Raw genomic sequence first — 18,307 nt, 5'->3', positions numbered from 1 at the left:
ACAATACCTCACTTATTTAATGGCAACATAATTTTATCACAACATTTATTGTTTAACAATAAATAAATATCGTTTTATTTTTGTCATGTTTTTTAATTTAGGCAAAAATAAAAAAGAATTTCTCATTACAAAGAAATTCTTTTTCTTGAAAATGCCTCTTTCAACTTAATTTTTTAAAACGTTAATTCGTAATGGAAATAACGATTATCTCTCAAATAGCCATTTTCAGCGTATAATCGTTGTGCTGATAAATTATCAATCTCTGTTTGCAATTTTACACCTTTTGCTCCATTCTCTAATGCGTATTCTTTAGCAGCTTCTAATAATTTTTTACCTGTTCCGGCTCCACGCTTCGCCGCTTGTACAAATAAATCATTTAAAATCCATAATTCTTTCATTGAAATGGAAGAAAATGATGGATATAGTTGTGTGAACCCAATATATTCGCCATCTTCAACTGCTACGAAAATAACGGACTCTTTTTTCTCAATTCGATTTCGTAAAAATACTTTTGCACCTTCTAAATCAGAATCTTGTCTATAAAACATGCGATAGTTATTAAAAACTGATGCCAGTCCATCTAAATCTGCAATTGTTGCCTCATATATTCTCATTTTACTCCATTCCCCTTCCAATACTGTCTCATTATATCCGTTGCCCATTTAGGCTGGTGTATTTCTTCTGTCGGCATAAACTCTTTCATTATTGGTTTTATATCCAATATAGGAGTGCCATCAATAGCATCTAATCCCTCAACAATAATTGATTTACCTTCTCTTTTGATCACCTTTACAATTGTTACACCTATGCGATTCGGACGATTTTTCCCGCGCTGTGCAAAAATACCTACTTCAGGATAATCCTTATTATTTCTAGGATGTCTAGCAAAATACTGAATTTGCTCGTCAGTTACTTTATGAAAATAAAAAACAACTTCAATATGAGAAAAATCTTCAATCCCTTGTATACTTTTTTCTGCATACATTTCAGTTAAAGTTATACGGGATCTTACTTCTCCCCACTCATCATCTTTTATTTCCTTTCTTTCATTATGTACAAATGCGATTGGTTGAACTGAAAACATACGCATTCCCCCTCAAATGTAACCACTTACATTATAAAATATTTTCTGAATGTTTTCCAGATATACGAATCGAGTTTACATAATATAATTATGCTCTATCTAGAGCTACCTTGACCGCTTCAATTGCATGTATATGAGCTGTATCAAATATCGGGACAGATACGTTTTCTTGCTTTATTAATAAACCTATTTCCGTACAACCTAATATAATTCCTTGTGCTCCTTCTTGTACTAATTCTTCTATAACCCTTTTATAATACTCTCTAGATTGAACTACTATTTTTCCTAAACATAATTCTGTATATATTACTTCGTTTACTTTTTCTCTATTTCTTCCTGATGGTACTATTACTTTTATATCATGCTCTTCAATACGTGACTTATAGAAATCTTGCTCCATTGTATATTTAGTTCCAAGCAGACCAACCTTTTGAATGTCTTTTCTTTTAATTTCTTTTGCAGTTGCATCAGCAATATGTAAGACTGGAATATCAATTTTCTCCTTTATTTTTTCAACTACCTTATGCATTGTATTTGTACAAATGATTATAAAGTCTGCTCCTCCCTTTTGTAATGAATATGCCGCATTCGCTAAAACTTCACCTGCTCCATTCCAATCTCCTCTAGACTGGAATCTTTCAATCTCTTCAAAGTCCACACTATTAATCAAACATTTTGCTGAATGCAGCCCTCCTAATCTCTCTTTTATTTCTTCATTAATAATTCGATAATATTCAGAAGTTGATTCCCAACTCATACCACCTATAAGACCTATCGTTTTCATATAAACACCTACCTAAACTATTTTTATAAAACTAATAACAACGTTTTATTGTGTATATTATACATAATAAAACAAGACTTTAAGTTTGGAATATAAAGTCTTGTTTTAACGGAATAATAAAGAATAATTCTACTTTCATTTCCAAGGAAATTTTAATAGAATATTCTGAAATTAACACTCTGATGTTTTTATAAATTCTTTATACTTATAATTAAAACACTCTCGATACAACTCTTTGATTTCATCATATGATGGAACACGTGGGTTATTAGCTGGGCTACCACTTTCAATTGCATCTGATGCCATTTTAGAGATAGCATTTTCAAATTCAATTTCATCGATTCCGTATTCTTTTAAATTTGGAATACGAAGATCATAGCAAAGCTTTTTTATTTCCCCAAGCGTATAGTCTGCTACTTCCTCATCAGAATTCGAATACAAATCCTTATTTAAGTTGTGTCCAATTTTTGCTAACCTTTTCACTGCGCTTGTTTTTGTAAACTCTAACACTGTAGGTAATAGTATGGCATTTGATATTCCATGCGGTACATGAAATAATGCTCCCACTGGCCTTGACATTCCATGAACTAATGTAACTGATGCATTAGAAAATGCAATTCCAGCTTGTAAGGAAGCAATCATCATCGCTTCTCTTGCCTCCATATTACGTCCATCTTCATATGCTATACGTAAATATTTCATAATACTTTCAATAGCTGAAAGAGCAAGTATATCTGTAAGTGGTTGTGAAACTTTAGAAATATACGCTTCAATCGCATGACATAACGCATCTATTCCTGTTGCTGCCGTAATTTGTGGGGGTAACGAACTTGTCAAAACCGGATCTATAATTGCTACTTTCGGTATAAAACTAGGATGCTTCATCATCATTTTTACATCTGTTTTTTTATTCGTAATTACTGCTACACTTGTAACTTCCGATCCAGTACCAGAAGTTGTTGGAATTGCAATAAGTGGTAGTGGATTGTTTTCTATTTTAATATCCTTTTGGACATAATCCTCAACTTCTCCACCATTTGTATATAAAACCGCTACCGCTTTCGCAGCATCAATACAACTTCCACCACCAATACCGATAATAAAATCGCACTTTTCCTCTTTACAAAGAGATAACGCTTCTAATACGTGTATATTTGTAGGCTCAGCATCCACTTTATTATATGTACTAACAGTAATACCTTTCTTATTTAGTTGTTGCATACACTTTTCAACATATCCTAATTTCTCCATAATTTTATCAGTAACTATAAAAGCTCTTTTCCCGAACTTTTTTGATTGTTCTCCCAGTTTTTCAAGCGAATTCCTTCCATATAATACCGACTTTGGCATACGAAACTCAGAAACCTCTTGCAAGTCCCCCACCCCTTCTTATCCTAATTAATATTTTATAACATAAATTATCAATTTAATGAATCTTTACGATTCAAATTTTTTAATAGAGTCCTGTTAAAGTATAGAATGCGATAACTAAAAATACAGCAACCGTTTTCAAAATTGTAATAGCAAATATATCTTTATATGACTGTTTATGTGTTAATCCTGTTACTGTAAGAATAGTAATAATAGCCCCGTTATGTGGTAGTGTATCCATTCCTCCTGATGCCATTGATACGATACGGTGCATAACTTCTAATGGAATATCAAATTGATTGGCCGCTGCAATAAATTTATCTCCCATTGCACTTAATACTATTCCCATTCCTCCTGATGCCGAGCCTGTAATTCCAGCTAAAATATTCGTCGTTACTGCACCATTCACTAACGGATTTGTGAAAGTAGCAGAGATGCCATCTCTCATAATTGCGAAACCTGGAAGTGCTGCAATGACACCACCGAATCCAAACTCAGCTCCTGTATTCATCGTTGCAAGTAGCGCTCCACCAATACTTGTATTCAATCCAGCTTGGAAACCTGTTACTACTCGCTTCCAATATAATAATAACGTTGTTAAGATCCCTATAATAAGTGCCAATTCTACAGACCAAATTCCTACTACTGCACTTAATTCTACTTTTCCAAATGCTTTCATACCAATTGCAGAAAAATCAAAACCGCTTGGATACCACTTCGGTATCATAATAGTAAACACTTTATTCATTACACCTACTAAAATAAGTGGTATAAATGCAATAAGTTGTTGTGCTCTTGTGATTTCAATGTTATTAATTAATGGCATATTTTTTTGTTCTACTTGCAAAGATGCTGCCATTTCAGTATTTCCATCATTAAAACCAAAGTATCCTTCACCTGCCGCTTTTGCCTTCTTACGTCTACTCTCTAAATATAGTAAACCTAATGTAAGAACAAAAATTGCTCCTACAATCCCAAGTATCGGTGCAGCATAAATATCCGTTTTAAAAAATGTTGTAGGTATTACATTTTGAATTTGTGGTGATCCAGGTAACGCATCCATTGTAAACGTTACTGCTCCAAGAACAATCGTTCCAGGGATTAAACGCTTTGGAATATTAGCTTGTCGAAACAACTTAGCTGCGAACGGATAAACAGCAAACACTACTACATACACACTAACACCACTATACGTTAAAATAGCCCCCATTAATACAATCGCTAATATAGTACGTTTTTCACCAACTAACTCAATAATTGTTTTTGCGATAGAATCTGCAATTCCTGACATTTCCACTACTTTTCCAAATATTGCTCCTAATAAAAACACAGGAAAATATAATTTTATAAATCCAACCATTTTCTCCATAAAGATATTAGAAAAGAAAGGTAATACATAACTAGGTTCTGTCAAAAATACTGCAAATAATGCAAATATCGGCGCGAATAAAATAACAGAAAAACCTCTGTATGCTACGAACATAAGTAAACTTAGTGCTAATAATATAATAACTAACTCCAATTTTACCCCTCCATTAAACAGAATATTCTAAATTTTATTGATAAATTTCTACTAACCTTTTAATTCTGACATCCCTCCTCTTATTCATACAAATTTTTATGCTAAAAATGTCTAATTATAATTATTCGATTACATATGAAAAATCCCTTTAAACAGAAACGAATTCATCGTCATACGTTATAAAGGGATTGCTAGAATCTATATTTACTGCTGTATTAAATTTTTCTCTACACAAAAATGATACAGTTCTTCAACATCTTTCACTATGTAGGTCGCACTAACTTCAGTCAGTTCTTTTTCACAGCCATAGCCATATAAAACACCAATTGAAGCAATTCCATTCTGATTTGCACCTATTATATCGTGCTTTCTATCACCAATCATTATCATTTCTTCTTTATTTAGTTCTTCATTTTTTTGTAAAATATGAGCAATTATTTCTTCTTTTTTTATTCTCGTACCATCTAAATTACTTCCAATGATGTCTTCGAAATAATTCGTTAATTGAAAATGCTCTATAACTTGTTTCGCAAATACAGTGGGCTTTGAAGTTGCTACGAATATGCGATTCCCTGAACTTTTTAATTGTTGCAAGAGCTTCAGAATCCCCTCGTATACATTATTTTCAAACAATCCACGCTGCTTTAAATACTCACGGAAGTAAAAAACAGCACGTTCAACCTCTCCTTCACTCATATTATATCTCTCTATGAATGATTGCTGAATAGGAGGACCTATAAATGAATCTAACTCACTTATATGTACTTCTTCAATTCCTACTTTTTTTAATGCATATAAAACCGAGTTTACAATCCCTTCTTTCGGATCCGTTAAAGTTCCATCTAAATCAAATAGAAATGTTTTATACATGCTTCATTCCTCCACTTAATTTGCTGTATAAATAACTGCTAACATCTCTTCCACTTCTCCCTATTATACTATTATTATCTATTTTTTCGAAAAATCAATTTCCATATGTCACATACTTTCAGTTACAAAATACGATAGATATGATACAGTAAAAAAGTTACAATTATTTTAATAGAAACTGGTGAAACAAATGTCAATTACGTTAATTTTTATAATGGCTTTCACAATTGTGATCCACGCAGTTGAAACAAGCTCTTATAGTATTCGATTAGCTGGAGTACGTTTAAAGAAGATTGCGGTTGCCCTGTCTGTTGTAGGAATGGTGTTACTTATTTCAAGAACATCAAACTTACTACAAGCCTTTTTAATCGGTGGTATTGTCGATGAAGCAAAACTAGATTCTTCTATTAATTTAGAGCATATTATACGACTCGTACTATTATCGGCTTCTATCGGTACATTAATCGCGATCATTCTTTATCCAACTTTGACAAAATTATTTGGATATGTCATTCAAAACTTTGAAACAGACGGTTCTTTCATTCGAATGATGAAAACGAATAACATTCAAAAATTAAAGTACACAAAAAAATATGTCCGTTTTCCAAAGTTAGAAATGATTCATAGACTGCGTATCGGTGGTATTCCAAAGCGTATTATGCTTATTAACATGTTTGCTACTGCTATTTATACAGCAGGGGTACTTTCAGCCCTTTACGCTTCTTTTTTAAATCCAGATTATGCAACAAATGCAAGTACAGCTTCTGGCCTTGTAAATGGTTTCGCCACTATTTTATTAACTGTATTACTCGATCCACGCATTGCTCTTTTAACAGAACGTGCTCTACAATCAGAAAGCGGTGCTGAATCTATGAGTAAAATGTATGGTTGGCTAATGATTTCTAGACTTCTCGGCACATTATTAGCACAACTGCTATTTGTACCAGGTGCTTACTGGATTTTATGGATTATTGAACTGATGCATTAATTTACTAGAAAGGTGAATTTATCAATGAAGATCAAAACAGAGAAAGATATAATTCGCTTAATAGAAAACGACGAATGGATGATGAATGTATTACAAATGGCAAAATCACTAGAGCTACCTGATTGGTGGATTTGTGCCGGATTTGTTCGTTCTAAAATTTGGGATACTTTACATGACTATGAAGCTAAAACGGCTATGCCTGATGTTGATGTGATTTATTATGATAGTCTACATCAAGATGAGATATACGAACAATCATTAGAAACGAAATTAATGAATATTGATGCTACTATCCCTTGGTCTGTAAAAAATCAAGCTCGTATGCATGTAGTGAATAATATGCCACCATATTCTTCTTCTGTTAATGCTATTTCTAAATTCCCTGAAACAGCAACGGCTTTAGGAGTTACACTTGATGAACTAAACAACGTTATCTTAACAGCCCCATGTGGTATTGAAGACGTCCTTTCTTTACAAGTGAGACCAACAGCTCATTTTCTTGAATCAAAAGAACGATTACATATGTACAAAAACAGAGTTATAAAAAAGAATTGGCAAAGTAAGTGGCCTAACATCACAATCACATATCCAGAAATTTAGAAAGGGTGCCTCTCATTTATAGAAGCACCCTTTTCTTCATTTCAAAAAATGTATGACTGTTTCTGCAAATCTATCTGCTTCCTCATAATGAGGTGAATGACCGCTCTCTTCAAATACGATATACTTGCCGTTTCGGGCATCTTTATTAAATGTTTTAATTTGTTCTTCACACGTTACTACATCATGTTTTCCTACTATTAATAACATTAGATTTTGTACATCTTTTATTTTTGATAATAATGATGTATGACATGCTCCCTCTAATTTTAATCTATCAAAGTGAATTTTGGAGCGATTTGAAAATATTTCCCACTCTTCATCACTGTATAAACTCTCATCTGTCCTATCTTCCTTATTATTGTAAATCTCCATTCTTTTTTCTTCTAATTCAGCGCTTAATCTTATATAAGCTTCTAACAACTCTTCTGAACTAGCATCGCTAGATGAATAAGCAAGAGACTCTTCTGCTACTTCTTCTTTTCCATACTTTTTTAATAAATGCCCTGTCTTTTGCAACAAAGCTCTACTTGTTAATGCAAAATCAAAAGTTGGTCCTTCAAATATTATTTTCTCTATTGAATTTGGATATATCGACGCATAAAGCAATGCTACATATCCACCGAAAGAATGTCCAATTATAGACCACTTCTCAATTTGTAATACTTTTTTTAATTCCTCACAGTCTTCAATCAAATCATTTAATCCAAAAGCTTCGTCTTCAGTAATTTCTTCTGAGCGACAAACACCTCTTTGATCTATCATAATTACATATAGAGAACCTTTTAAACGTTCCGCTTGATGAAATGAAAAATCATAACAACTCTCTCCTGGTCCACCATGCAAGTATAAGACTGGCTTATTTTTAGGATTTCCATGTGTTTCAACGTATAGCTTTTTCCCTCTAATATTCATATACTCTCCTGTTTCTATCAAATTCGCCATAAACATCCCCATCTTCTTTTTACTGAATATTATAACATTTAATATTAAATAATCCCTATTACATTTAAGAAGACGATAATTATTGCAAGTGGTGCTACAAATCGAAGTAAAAATGCCCAACAAGTAAATACTTTCTTTCCATAATTTCCACCTACAAAAAACTCCGCTTCTAGTACCTTCTTCTCCATTTTGAATGAAACGAAAATACTAATAAATAGTGCACCAAGCGGCATTAATATATTACTAGATAAAAAGTCTACTGCATCAAAAATATTCTTTCCGAAAATCGTAATATCACTCCATACTCCAAATGATAACGCTGATGGTATACCTACTAAGAAAATGCCGAAACCGATCAGCCATGATAATTTCGTTCTCTTTTCTTGTTCACCATTTGCTAATGCTGAAACAACAGTTTCTAGTAGAGAAAATGCTGATGTTAATGTCGCAAATGTAAATAGTGCAAGAAATACTGTTAAGAAAAACCCACCAAATGGAATTTGACTAAATACAGATGGTAATACGATAAATAGTAATCCAGGTCCTTCTGTCGGCTCCATTCCTAATGAAAATACGGCTGGAAAAATAGCAAGACCTGCAAATAATGAAACAAATAAATTTAATCCAACAATTGTTATTGCTGATTTTGGTAAACTTTCTTTTTTATTTAAATAGGAACTATACGTAACCATAATTGAAATCCCGATACTAATTGCAAAGAATGATTGCCCCATTGCGAACAAAATACTTTCCGAAGTAATCTTTGAGAAATCTGGTTGTAAGAAAAACTTCACACCTTTCATTGCATCATCAAGTGTTAAGGAACGAATAATAAGAGCGACAAATAAAACGAACAATGCTGGCAACATATATTTACTTGCTTTTTCAATTCCGTTTTGTACACCCTTTGATACAACCCATATCGTAATGAACATAAAAGCGAAATGTCCCATAATAGCCCAAGCAGGATTCCCAATTGTTTCAGTAAATAATGTACCGTAATTTTGTCCTGGCGTAATCAGTTGTCCAGTTATTCCTCTGAATAAATAAATTAATACCCATCCACCTACAACACTATAAAACGAAAGTAGTATAAAACACGTTCCAACACCAAGGCGTCCAATCCAATGCCATCCTGTATTTGGTGCGATGCTTTTAAATGCTCCAACTGCTTGTTTCTGCGTACTGCGTCCAATCATAAATTCAGCTATAAGTAGCGGTAGTCCAATTAAAACAGTAAATAATATAAAGATTAAAAAGAACGCTCCTCCCCCACTCTTCCCAGCGATATAAGGGAACTTCCATATCGCACCAAGTCCAATTGCTGATCCGGCTGCCGCCATTATAAAACCTAATTTCGAAGTCCATTGCTCCGTCTGTTTCATCTCATTTTCCTCCTAATTAAATCTTTTTATATAAATAAATAAATTTTATAAACCTATTCAAATAAACCCTCCATTTCTTCTTCCATATAATAAAAAAATGGCCTAGCATCTCTATATAAAGAGACGCTAAGCCATTTACTTAACGCGGTACCACCCTTATTGATTCCATTATGAATCCACCTTAGTAGTAATCGTTTGATTACAAACCTAATATCGAAGGTTAACCGTTAAGATTTACTAAGAATGTAATTCCGTTCCACCTTACTGCTCCTAGGCGAGTTCAGGATGTCATTTGACTATGTCACACCAACCCATAGCTCTCTGTACAAATACATGACCTTACTACTCCTATTCAACACATTGTAATATTTAGAATATATTTTCTTTTGAAATTAATATGAAGTATATCGGTTATATTTGTAACTGTCAAGGAATATGTTAATTTTTTTCGAAAAGAATGTTCTGTTGTAATTTTGTACAATAGGGCGATGTTATTAATCATCTAGATCATCATACTCCATATCGTCTTCACCTTGGTCATCATCTTCATTTTCATTTTTAATAAATTCAAATTCCTTTTCCGCTATAATATTCCCGTTTTTCTTCTTAATATATATTTCTTCCTCATCTTCGTTTGTTTCTACCTCTATTTCATATACACCCTTATCGTCCATACGTTCTACATCAATTTCCTCTACAACTCCATTTACCTTTTCAACTGCAATTTGCTTAGCTATTTCTGGACTAAGCTCTTTACTTTCGTAACTTTTTTCTTCTCTCTCTTTATATCGTATTTCTTCATGTTCCATTGCATTTACACCATATGCTGTCCCTCCAGCAATGAAAAGCACCATCACGATTCCAATCCATAATTTCATTCCATGTTCCCCCTCTTCATTTCTTTCTTACTTACATACTAAAATGTTAAAATGAAAAAAAACTGTGAGAAACATTAAAATTTGATGAGAATCCGTTTATTTTTGTGATTATCCTTCGTCATCATCATCTTGATTATCATTGCCTTCTTCTTGATCATCGTCATCTTGTTGTTGAGATGGCTCCTTTTGCTGAATAGCGTTATTTACTGCTGTAGTTGATAAAATTTCTCCTGTTATTGTATGTACTCTTACATCAACAGTTTCAGTTTGTTTTTTTATAATAATTTGGTAAGTAGCCGTACCATTTATATCAATTATACTTACCTTCTCAATAAATCCACCTTGTATTTTTTGTAACGCAACTTCTTTCGCCTGTTCTTCTGTTATAACTTTTGGTATTTGTGAACTACCAATTAAAGCGCCTGTAGTTTCTTCAATTTCTACGATTACATTTTCACTTGCACTTTTCTCTATTTCTATTACATATATATTTTTTTCATTTTTTTGCTCAAGCCTAATTCCCTTTACATTCCCTGGCACTTGCTGCACTGCAATTTCTTTTGCCTGCTCTTCTGTAATTTTTGTCATCGGTTTTTCTGACAATTGAATTTTACCAGTTGTTTTTTCAATCTCAACTACCTTACTTTTCTTATCATTTGTTTCTACCGTAATTACGAACACTTCTATCTCATTTCTCTTTTCTAATATAGTATGTTTAATTACACCTTGTACTTCCTGTAGCGCCATTTCTTCTGCTTTCTCTTTCGTTATTGTATTACTTTTTAATGCTATTTCTTTTGCACGTTTTACCTCTCCATTTTTGGCATCTACTATTATTTCATATAAACCTTGTTCATTTGAAAGATTTACCCTATAAAAATCTTGTTCCCCTTTATTTACTAATTTCATACTTTTAATTTTCCCAGGATACTGTTCAGATACAATACTTTGAATTTGCTTCTCAGATAATATTCTTTCTCCTTGCTTTGAAACAATACGTTGTGATACAAACGCTACACTTACAACCGCAAAGCAAACGAACAATGCAATTTTCCATTTCTTTTTCATTTATAAAGCTCCTATCCCTTTATAAAAAATGAGGTAAATTTACTGTAACTTTCGTCCATTTTCCTTCTTCACTTTCAAGTTGTATATCTCCTTCATGAGCATCAATAATTTGTTTGGCAATCGATAAACCTAAACCAGTACCCCCTGTTTCCCTGCTCCTCGCTTTATCAACTCGAAAGAAACGATCAAACACTTTCTGTATATCTTCCTTAGGAATTCCCATACCGTAATCTTGAATAGAAAAAAAGACTTTTTCTTTTTGTATTCCTACTATCATATCGATTGAATCTTTACTGTATTTCATTGCATTATCTAATAAAACTACTAATACTTGTTTTATTTTTTGTTCGTCAATATTTACAATAATCTTTTCTTCCTCTGTAATAACACGAAAATCTCGATTATATGTTTTTTCTAGTTGTTCCGCAGTCATCTTACATAATCGAACTAAATCTGATTCTTTCATTTCCAACTTCCACTCTGCACTACTGTTGGCAAGCAGTAACATTTGATTTGTCATGCCTTTCATTCTTACTGCCTCAGAGTATATCGCCTCTACAGATTCTTCTAAAACATCTTGTTTTTTCATTCCCCATCTTTTTAATAATTTCGCATAACTTTCAATAACTGTTAGCGGTGTTCTTAATTCATGCGAAGCATCTGAAACGAACTGTTGTTGCTTTTCAAAGTTCTGATGTAATAAATCAATCATTTTATTAAATGTCGTTCCCATTATGTGCAATTCATCTTTTGATTTATTCTCAAGCGGTATTTTTTTGAATATCCCTCTATCTTGTATATGCTCCATTGTTTGTATTAAAGAATTTACAGGTTTTAAAATGAGTTTACTTAACATTCTTCCCGCAAAAAAAGATGGAATTAAAACGAAAAGTGATGCAATAACTAATACATTTTTTAACATATTTAAATTCTCTTGCAAACTATCTAAACGTTCTGTCATTTCTAACGAAACGATTTTCCCATCATTCCAAATGATTGGCATTTTTATATAAGCAAATTCACCCTCGTTCTTCTCATAAATTCCAGCAGATTCTTTTCTTTCAAATTTCGTATTTAATGCCGGAATTGGTTTTGTACTATCTACTTCTTGCCTAATCATTACATTTGAATTTTCATTAATAATTCTAATCATACCGTTTGAAGGTAAGTATGGTTGCAATAGACTTATTGCATCTACTTCTTTTGCTGAATCTGCGTTCATTCCATCAATGATATGTATTGCCTCACGTTTCAATCGTTCTAACTCTCCGTTCGTAGTCACTTTATAAAACAAAAAATATATTGAACTATTAATAATTAATAAAATAAGTAGTAACCATACTGTAGAGAATAAATATATTTTATTTTTAATTTTCATACATTACCCCTTTAAGACATACCCAACACCTCTAACAGTGTGAATAAGTGGTACGTCCACATTACAATCTACTTTTTTACGCAAATATCTAATATATACATCAACAACATTTGTATCGCCATAATAATCAAATCCCCAAACATTCGTTACAATTTGCTCACGGTTTAACACTTGATTTTCATGCTTCATTAAAAAGAGTAATAAATCAAATTCACGTGGTGTCAAGTCGACTAGATTATCCCCTCTTTTTACTTCTCTCGTTTTCTCATCTAAATATAAATCTGCAATTTGATAACTACTATTTTCCTCTTCTTTTACTACATTTGAAATTCTTAAACAAGCACGAATTCTCGCTAATAATTCTTCTATTTGAAAAGGCTTTGTGATATAGTCACTTGCTCCTTGATCTAAACCACTAACCTTGTCAACAACTGAGTCACGAGCAGTTAATAAAATAATAGGTATTACAGCATTTTTCAAACGTATTCTTCGAAGAACTTCTAACCCACTTATATTTGGAAGCATTACATCAAGTAATATTAAATCCCAGTTACCATTGCTGAACTTTTCCATTGCCTCTGTACCTGTTTTTGCAATTTCACTTTCATATCCTTCAAATTCTAATTCTAACTGCACGACACGAGCAATTTTTTCTTCATCCTCAACGATTAAAATCCTTTCTCCCATAAAAGCCTCCTATAATATATATTTGCACCATTTTAGTATAACAAGTAATACTTTCCTTCAAAAGAAAAAATACCCAATATATTTTATCCTTAATGAAAAAAATCAGGAATGAAATATATTCCTGATTTTTAAAGAGACAATCCAACCCATTGCCAATATGCATAGTAAAATATAACCATTACAAATATATAAATAACGCTTAAATAACTACTTAATTTTAATAAATCTTGTGGTTGAAAAGTTTCTCTATCACTTTCTTGAAATAATAGTAGTGCCTTAGAACTGACCGGAAAGGTTAAACAATAATTCATTCCAACAATACCTATAAATAAGACAGCTACTTCATTTAATTGTAGACTAGTTGCAAAGTATAGTAGTGGCGGAATAAAAATTACTGCTCTCGTAGTGTGAGATGTAATATATAAATGTGATGTTACGGAAAGAATAACAATTACTAGTAGCACAATGAAAATTGATTGATCATCAATAAATTTTGTTACAGAAAATAACTTCTGCATAATCCATTGCGCTGCACCACTTTCCATTAATGATTTTCCTAATGCAATTGCTGCTCCAACAAATAAAATTAAGTTCCAGGAGACACCTTTCAAACTTTCTTTCCACTTCATCACACCGACTTTTGGTAAAGTTAATAAAAAAACTCCGATTATAGTTACAGTAGCAATTTCCAAACCGTGTAACGACTCTGTTAACCAAAAAGTTACCATCGCTATTAAAATAGTTATTGTATATTTTTCATTTCTTGATAATTTAACCTGCACTTTTTTCGGCTGTAGTTTCGTCTTTACTTCTTCTTTATCCAAAAATAAAAATAATATTACGCGACAACATATAAAGCTCATTATGACTCCAAATGGTAATCCCCATATTAACCACTTTACGAACGTAATGTTTTTATTATTAAATTCCTTTAACATATCTAGCGCGATTAAATGTGAGCCTGCACCAATAATTGTAGAACTTGTTGAAACTAAAATAACAGTAGGCATTAAAATTGCTAATGCTTTCGTAATTCTTCTACTTCCAATTTCTTTAGATATAGCTTGAAAAACAGGTAATACAACCGCTGCGCGTCCCGATGTAGATGGAATAAAAAAGGCAAGTATTTGAATAATCATCGTTAAAATCCAGCATAAGCCTGATATATTACGAGCGCGATTTACAACAAAGTACGTCATTTTTTCAGCTAGACCGGTAATTTGAAGTGCTCTTCCTAAAATAAACGAACCGATCATAAGCCAAATCACATCCGAAGCTAGCGAATCAAATAAAAGATCTTGCTTTGCTGTTCCTGAAATAATTAGAAATAATACAGAACCGAGTGCAATATAGGCCGAATTTATCGTTGTTGTTGTCCATAATATAATTGCACAGCAAAATCCAAACAAACTCCATTTCGCTTCCATCGTTAATGATGATGGAAGCAAAAGAACTATTTCTGCCATTAATATAAGCGCTACGGGAATAACCCAAGATGGCTTAGTTTTCGGATTATCAGTACTATTCACATGTAATTCCACTACATTTTTTTCAATCATGATACGTACCCACTTTTATTCAGCCGAGAAGCGATTTGATAACCGACTAACACTGTACGCATCGTACTCTCTGTACAATCACGAAGCTATTTCTCTGCATTTGAAAATGCATTTTCCAAAGAAGATGGCATTGGTAGTATACTTGTATATGCATCAATTCCGTAATCATAATTAATACGTGCTCCTTTACCGACTGTCCCTACTAACGCTATTACTGGTAACCCATATTTTTTTGCACATTTAGCCACCTCAGCTGGAATTTTTCCACGTGGTGTTTGAAAATCTATACTTCCTTCCGCGGTAAATACAAGATCACACTTTAACAATAGTTTATTTAAATCCATATACTTCATAATAATATCGTATCTCGGATGAAGTGTTGCCCCAATTAAAGCTTGTAGTCCAGCACCAAGACCGCCAGATGCACCACTTCCTGGTGTATGATGTACATCTATACCTATATCTTTTTTTATAATAGAAGCATAGCGCTCCAATGCTTTTTCTAGTTCTATTACTTGTTCTTCGTTAGCACCCTTTTGCGGACCAAACACTCTAGCTACTCCATGCTCACCGCATAATTGATTAAACCAATTACAAGCAACATCGATTTGAACATGCCTTAATCTAGGATCTACTTGTAATGTATCTATTTTCGAAACTTGTAATAAAGATGTTCCTCCTTGAATTTGCAATTCCTTTCCATCTCTATTTAAAAACTTTACACCTAATGCTTGAGCCATACCAGCTCCTCCATCAGATGTACCTGAATCACCACACCCTATTAATATACGATCTACCCCTTTATTTAAAGCTAATTCTATTAACTGCCCAACACCATGAGTAGTCGTTTTTCTTGGATCACGTAAATCTCTCGGTACAAGGCGTAGCCCAGCCGCCGCAGCCATTTCAATAACAGCTGTACGCTCACCATTTCTCGTTTCAAAAACACCAAAATAAGATTGTATCTCATCTCCAACAGGTCCCATTACTTGTACTTTATACATTTTTCCACCAGTAATATTTATAATTGTCTCTGTAAAACCTTCCCCACCATCAACCATTGGTAAAGTCTCTACAGTAGCAAGTGGCATAACTTTTAAAATCCCTTCTTTCATTACATCAGCAGCTTCCTTCGCCCCTAAACTTTCTTTAAATCCTGATGGTACAACTAAAATACGCATGTATTATTTCTCCCTTCACCTTATATATCTTTCGTATCTACGGCTTATATTAAAGGTGAAAAAAGAGAGCACAATTAAGCTTACATTAAAATCTGGTGAGAAAGTGCTGAATTTTAGGAACTAAAAAACCGTTGTACTATAAAATAGCACAACGGATACATTCCTCCTCATTATTAAGGGATAAGTCTTGTACAATCTCTCGGAAAAGCACTAGCCTCTCGTACATTTGTTAATTCTAATAGTTTATATACAATCCTTTCTAACCCAATTCCGAAACCTCCATGTGGTGGACAACCATATCGGAATGTATTTAAATAAGATTGAAATTTCTCTGGATGTAATCCTTTTTCTTTAAACGAAGCGAGTAATAATTCATAATTATGAATTCGCTGTGCCCCTGACGTTATTTCTAGCCCTTTATATAATAAGTCGAATGAATCAGTAATAGCTGGATTCTCTTTATTTTGCATCGTATACATCGGTCTCGCTTCTTTCGGATAATGTGTAATGAAAACAAATTCACTATTATATGTTTCCTTTACATATTTCCCTAGTAACTTTTCACCTTCTGTATCTAAATCCCCTACAGGAGATTCTTTACGATACTTACTTTTCAAAATTTCTTGTGCTTCTAACAATGTAATTTTAGGTATTTCAGTAATAACAGGTACTTCTATTTGTAATAGTTGTAGTTCTATTTCACATTTTTTCGCTACTTGTTGAAACATATATCGTAAAACATCCGTTTCTAGTTGCATCACTTCATAAAAATCATGAATAAAACCAAGTTCTACGTCTAACGATATATATTCATTCAAATGACGGGAAGAATTATGATGTTCCGCTCTATATACAGGTGCAATTTCAAAAACTCGTTCTAACCCACCTGCCACCATCATTTGCTTATAAAACTGTGGTGATTGTGCTAAATAAGCTTCTTTTTGGAAGTATGGAAGCTTAAAAACATTTGCTCCTCCTTCTGCCCCTTGCGAAACAATTTTCGGCGTAAAGATCCGTGTGAAATCGTTCTCTATAAGAAATTCACTAAAGCTCTGAACGAGTGTAGATTTCACTTTAAAAATCGCTGCGGTTCGCTCATGCCTTAATGATATTACTCGCTCATTAAGTAGTTGATCTAAGCCAACTTGTAACTTCTTTTTATTTATTTCAAATGGAAGTGGCTCTGCACCGTTTGTTACTTTCACTTCATGAGCAAGTACTTCAACACCCAATTCTGTTTTCGACGTCTCGACTGTTTCACCGATTACATGGACGACACTTTCTACATCAACTTTATATCCGGCCAATTCATTTTCTAATACACATTGAATTACTCCTGTTCTGTCCCGTAATAATAAAAAACTAACATTTCCAAGATGTCGAATCTTTTTTACCCATCCTTGAAGTAATACAACCTTTCCGCTTTTCTTTGTACATTCTTTTGTGAGTGAACGCTTCATTATTGAATCCATTATTTTTCCCTCCAGTAATTTTATATTTATTTACGTTATTGTTGTCATCGTCATCATCCACGGTCACTCACCCCCTTTCAAAGAATACAAAAATCCGCCCCTATAAATAGGGACGGATTTTTTCCGCGGTACCACCCAAATTGTCATATTGACCATCTTAGCCCTGATAACGGTAGGTACCGTTTGCTTTTACTAATAATCACGTTCAAAGCAACACTCACAGGTGTCTTTCCATCATGCGGTATCGCAACCTTCCCAGCAACCGGCTGCTCTCTGTAGACCTTTGCACCATGTACTTTTCCTGATCATCACTTTTTATATTTACAGAGTATTCTAACTCCTCACCTTATAAAACGCAAGCTTTTTTTGAAACATTCTGGTTTTATAACTCCTAACTTCTTCTAAAGTGTGAAAAGTTAATTTTGTAATACATATTCTTATGTATTACATCCTAAATTACACCTTTAATATTTTCCAATTTTTACATAAAAACTAATTCATTTACGCATATTAATAAAAATTTTAAAGCGAGGTGTGT

At 33.1% G+C, this 18,307-nt stretch carries 16 protein-coding genes, 1 pseudogene and 2 other annotated features; of the genes and pseudogenes, 2 read left to right on the top strand and 15 right to left on the bottom strand.

All coding sequences use genetic code 11. The features are described from left to right. Positions 1 to 173 precede the first annotated feature (173 nt). From MR136_RS14505 to MR136_RS14480, 6 genes are all read right to left on the bottom strand, one after another. Positions 174 to 614: a GNAT family N-acetyltransferase gene (locus tag MR136_RS14505; protein WP_001223866.1), complete on the bottom strand. Its 441-nt coding sequence runs from the start codon at positions 612 to 614 to the stop codon at positions 174 to 176. Further along, positions 611 to 1,084, bottom strand: a complete 474-nt coding sequence (locus tag MR136_RS14500) for an SAM-dependent methyltransferase (RefSeq protein ID WP_000493257.1) — start codon at positions 1,082 to 1,084, stop codon at positions 611 to 613. The genes MR136_RS14505 and MR136_RS14500 overlap by 4 nt, the downstream gene beginning before the upstream one ends. A gap of 88 nt (positions 1,085 to 1,172) precedes the next feature. After that, positions 1,173 to 1,868 (bottom strand): aspartate/glutamate racemase family protein, encoded by a 696-nt coding sequence (locus MR136_RS14495; RefSeq protein WP_017674127.1) that lies wholly within the window; start codon positions 1,866 to 1,868, stop codon positions 1,173 to 1,175. 171 nt (positions 1,869 to 2,039) lie between these two features. Next, positions 2,040 to 3,242 (bottom strand): iron-containing alcohol dehydrogenase, encoded by a 1,203-nt coding sequence (locus tag MR136_RS14490; RefSeq protein WP_061457145.1) that lies wholly within the window; start codon positions 3,240 to 3,242, stop codon positions 2,040 to 2,042. Positions 3,243 to 3,321: 79 nt separating this feature from the next. Further along, positions 3,322 to 4,761, bottom strand: a complete 1,440-nt coding sequence (locus tag MR136_RS14485) for a GntP family permease (RefSeq protein ID WP_000424327.1) — start codon at positions 4,759 to 4,761, stop codon at positions 3,322 to 3,324. A 204-nt stretch (positions 4,762 to 4,965) separates the two neighbouring features. Continuing rightward, the gene (locus MR136_RS14480; protein ID WP_048656763.1) at positions 4,966 to 5,631 is read right to left on the bottom strand and encodes an HAD family hydrolase; all 666 of its coding nucleotides are present in this window, start codon (positions 5,629 to 5,631) and stop codon (positions 4,966 to 4,968) included. A gap of 190 nt (positions 5,632 to 5,821) precedes the next feature. On the opposite strand from MR136_RS14480, the gene MR136_RS14475 reads away from it, so the two are divergent. Together MR136_RS14475 and MR136_RS14470 are read left to right on the top strand one after the other, a co-directional pair. Further along, complete coding sequence (locus tag MR136_RS14475; protein WP_000028915.1) at positions 5,822 to 6,619, top strand: lipid II flippase Amj family protein; 798 nt, start codon at positions 5,822 to 5,824, stop codon at positions 6,617 to 6,619. A 24-nt stretch (positions 6,620 to 6,643) separates the two neighbouring features. Next, positions 6,644 to 7,219, top strand: coding sequence for a nucleotidyltransferase family protein (locus MR136_RS14470; RefSeq protein ID WP_017674130.1), 576 nt, complete (start codon positions 6,644 to 6,646; stop codon positions 7,217 to 7,219). A gap of 36 nt (positions 7,220 to 7,255) precedes the next feature. Here the strand turns inward: MR136_RS14470 and MR136_RS14465 are convergent, their stop codons facing one another. From MR136_RS14465 to aspS, 9 genes and pseudogenes are all read right to left on the bottom strand, one after another. Continuing rightward, a complete protein-coding gene (locus MR136_RS14465; RefSeq protein ID WP_080446940.1) occupies positions 7,256 to 8,161 on the bottom strand; it encodes an alpha/beta fold hydrolase in 906 nt (301 codons plus the stop codon). Between the two features lie 44 nt (positions 8,162 to 8,205). Beyond that, positions 8,206 to 9,546 (bottom strand): sodium-dependent transporter, encoded by a 1,341-nt coding sequence (locus MR136_RS14460; RefSeq protein WP_000814537.1) that lies wholly within the window; start codon positions 9,544 to 9,546, stop codon positions 8,206 to 8,208. A 116-nt stretch (positions 9,547 to 9,662) separates the two neighbouring features. Further along, positions 9,663 to 9,911, bottom strand: a binding site (T-box leader). Positions 9,912 to 10,040: 129 nt separating this feature from the next. Further along, a complete protein-coding gene (locus MR136_RS14455) occupies positions 10,041 to 10,424 on the bottom strand; it encodes a PepSY domain-containing protein (protein ID WP_017674131.1) in 384 nt (127 codons plus the stop codon). A 108-nt stretch (positions 10,425 to 10,532) separates the two neighbouring features. Then, on the bottom strand, positions 10,533 to 11,492 hold the full coding sequence (locus tag MR136_RS14450; RefSeq protein ID WP_000731146.1) for a PepSY domain-containing protein: 960 nt from the start codon (positions 11,490 to 11,492) through the stop codon (positions 10,533 to 10,535). Between the two features lie 19 nt (positions 11,493 to 11,511). Continuing rightward, positions 11,512 to 12,870: a sensor histidine kinase gene (locus MR136_RS14445; protein ID WP_061457144.1), complete on the bottom strand. Its 1,359-nt coding sequence runs from the start codon at positions 12,868 to 12,870 to the stop codon at positions 11,512 to 11,514. Between the two features lie 3 nt (positions 12,871 to 12,873). Next, positions 12,874 to 13,557 carry a response regulator transcription factor gene (locus MR136_RS14440; protein WP_000504581.1) on the bottom strand — a complete coding sequence of 228 codons (684 nt, stop codon included), beginning with the start codon at positions 13,555 to 13,557 and terminating at the stop codon, positions 12,874 to 12,876. Positions 13,558 to 13,685: 128 nt separating this feature from the next. Next, positions 13,686 to 15,116 carry an SLC13 family permease gene (locus MR136_RS14435; protein ID WP_000570753.1) on the bottom strand — a complete coding sequence of 477 codons (1,431 nt, stop codon included), beginning with the start codon at positions 15,114 to 15,116 and terminating at the stop codon, positions 13,686 to 13,688. Further along, positions 15,113 to 16,297 (bottom strand): annotated as a pseudogene (locus MR136_RS14430) (glycerate kinase family protein). Before MR136_RS14430 ends, MR136_RS14435 begins: the two are co-directional and overlap by 4 nt. Positions 16,298 to 16,470: 173 nt before the next feature. Beyond that, entirely contained in the window at positions 16,471 to 17,769 is a 1,299-nt protein-coding gene (aspS, locus tag MR136_RS14425) for an aspartate--tRNA(Asn) ligase (RefSeq protein WP_017674132.1), read from the bottom strand. A 105-nt stretch (positions 17,770 to 17,874) separates the two neighbouring features. Then, positions 17,875 to 18,087, bottom strand: a binding site (T-box leader). Positions 18,088 to 18,307 lie beyond the last annotated feature (220 nt).

The sequence above is a fragment of the Bacillus cereus group sp. BfR-BA-01311 genome (assembly GCF_022664295.1).
GTDB lineage: Bacteria > Bacillota > Bacilli > Bacillales > Bacillaceae_G > Bacillus_A > Bacillus_A cereus.
This window is presented reverse-complemented; position numbering and strand designations above follow the sequence as displayed.

Excerpts from the sequence above, each read along its gene's own strand:
- MR136_RS14500 (WP_000493257.1), bottom strand. The coding sequence starts at position 1,084 with ATGTTTTCAGTTCAACCAATCGCATTTGTACATAATGAAAGAAAGGAA.
- MR136_RS14450 (WP_000731146.1), bottom strand. The coding sequence starts at position 11,492 with ATGAAAAAGAAATGGAAAATTGCATTGTTCGTTTGCTTTGCGGTTGTA.
- MR136_RS14465 (WP_080446940.1), bottom strand. The coding sequence starts at position 8,161 with ATGGCGAATTTGATAGAAACAGGAGAGTATATGAATATTAGAGGGAAA.
- MR136_RS14460 (WP_000814537.1), bottom strand. The coding sequence starts at position 9,546 with ATGAAACAGACGGAGCAATGGACTTCGAAATTAGGTTTTATAATGGCG.
- MR136_RS14505 (WP_001223866.1), bottom strand. The coding sequence starts at position 614 with ATGAGAATATATGAGGCAACAATTGCAGATTTAGATGGACTGGCATCA.
- MR136_RS14470 (WP_017674130.1), top strand. The coding sequence starts at position 6,644 with ATGAAGATCAAAACAGAGAAAGATATAATTCGCTTAATAGAAAACGAC.
- MR136_RS14495 (WP_017674127.1), bottom strand. The coding sequence starts at position 1,868 with ATGAAAACGATAGGTCTTATAGGTGGTATGAGTTGGGAATCAACTTCT.
- aspS (WP_017674132.1), bottom strand. The coding sequence starts at position 17,769 with ATGGATTCAATAATGAAGCGTTCACTCACAAAAGAATGTACAAAGAAA.
- MR136_RS14440 (WP_000504581.1), bottom strand. The coding sequence starts at position 13,557 with ATGGGAGAAAGGATTTTAATCGTTGAGGATGAAGAAAAAATTGCTCGT.
- MR136_RS14435 (WP_000570753.1), bottom strand. The coding sequence starts at position 15,116 with ATGATTGAAAAAAATGTAGTGGAATTACATGTGAATAGTACTGATAAT.
- MR136_RS14445 (WP_061457144.1), bottom strand. The coding sequence starts at position 12,870 with ATGAAAATTAAAAATAAAATATATTTATTCTCTACAGTATGGTTACTA.
- MR136_RS14475 (WP_000028915.1), top strand. The coding sequence starts at position 5,822 with ATGTCAATTACGTTAATTTTTATAATGGCTTTCACAATTGTGATCCAC.
- MR136_RS14480 (WP_048656763.1), bottom strand. The coding sequence starts at position 5,631 with ATGTATAAAACATTTCTATTTGATTTAGATGGAACTTTAACGGATCCG.
- MR136_RS14455 (WP_017674131.1), bottom strand. The coding sequence starts at position 10,424 with ATGAAATTATGGATTGGAATCGTGATGGTGCTTTTCATTGCTGGAGGG.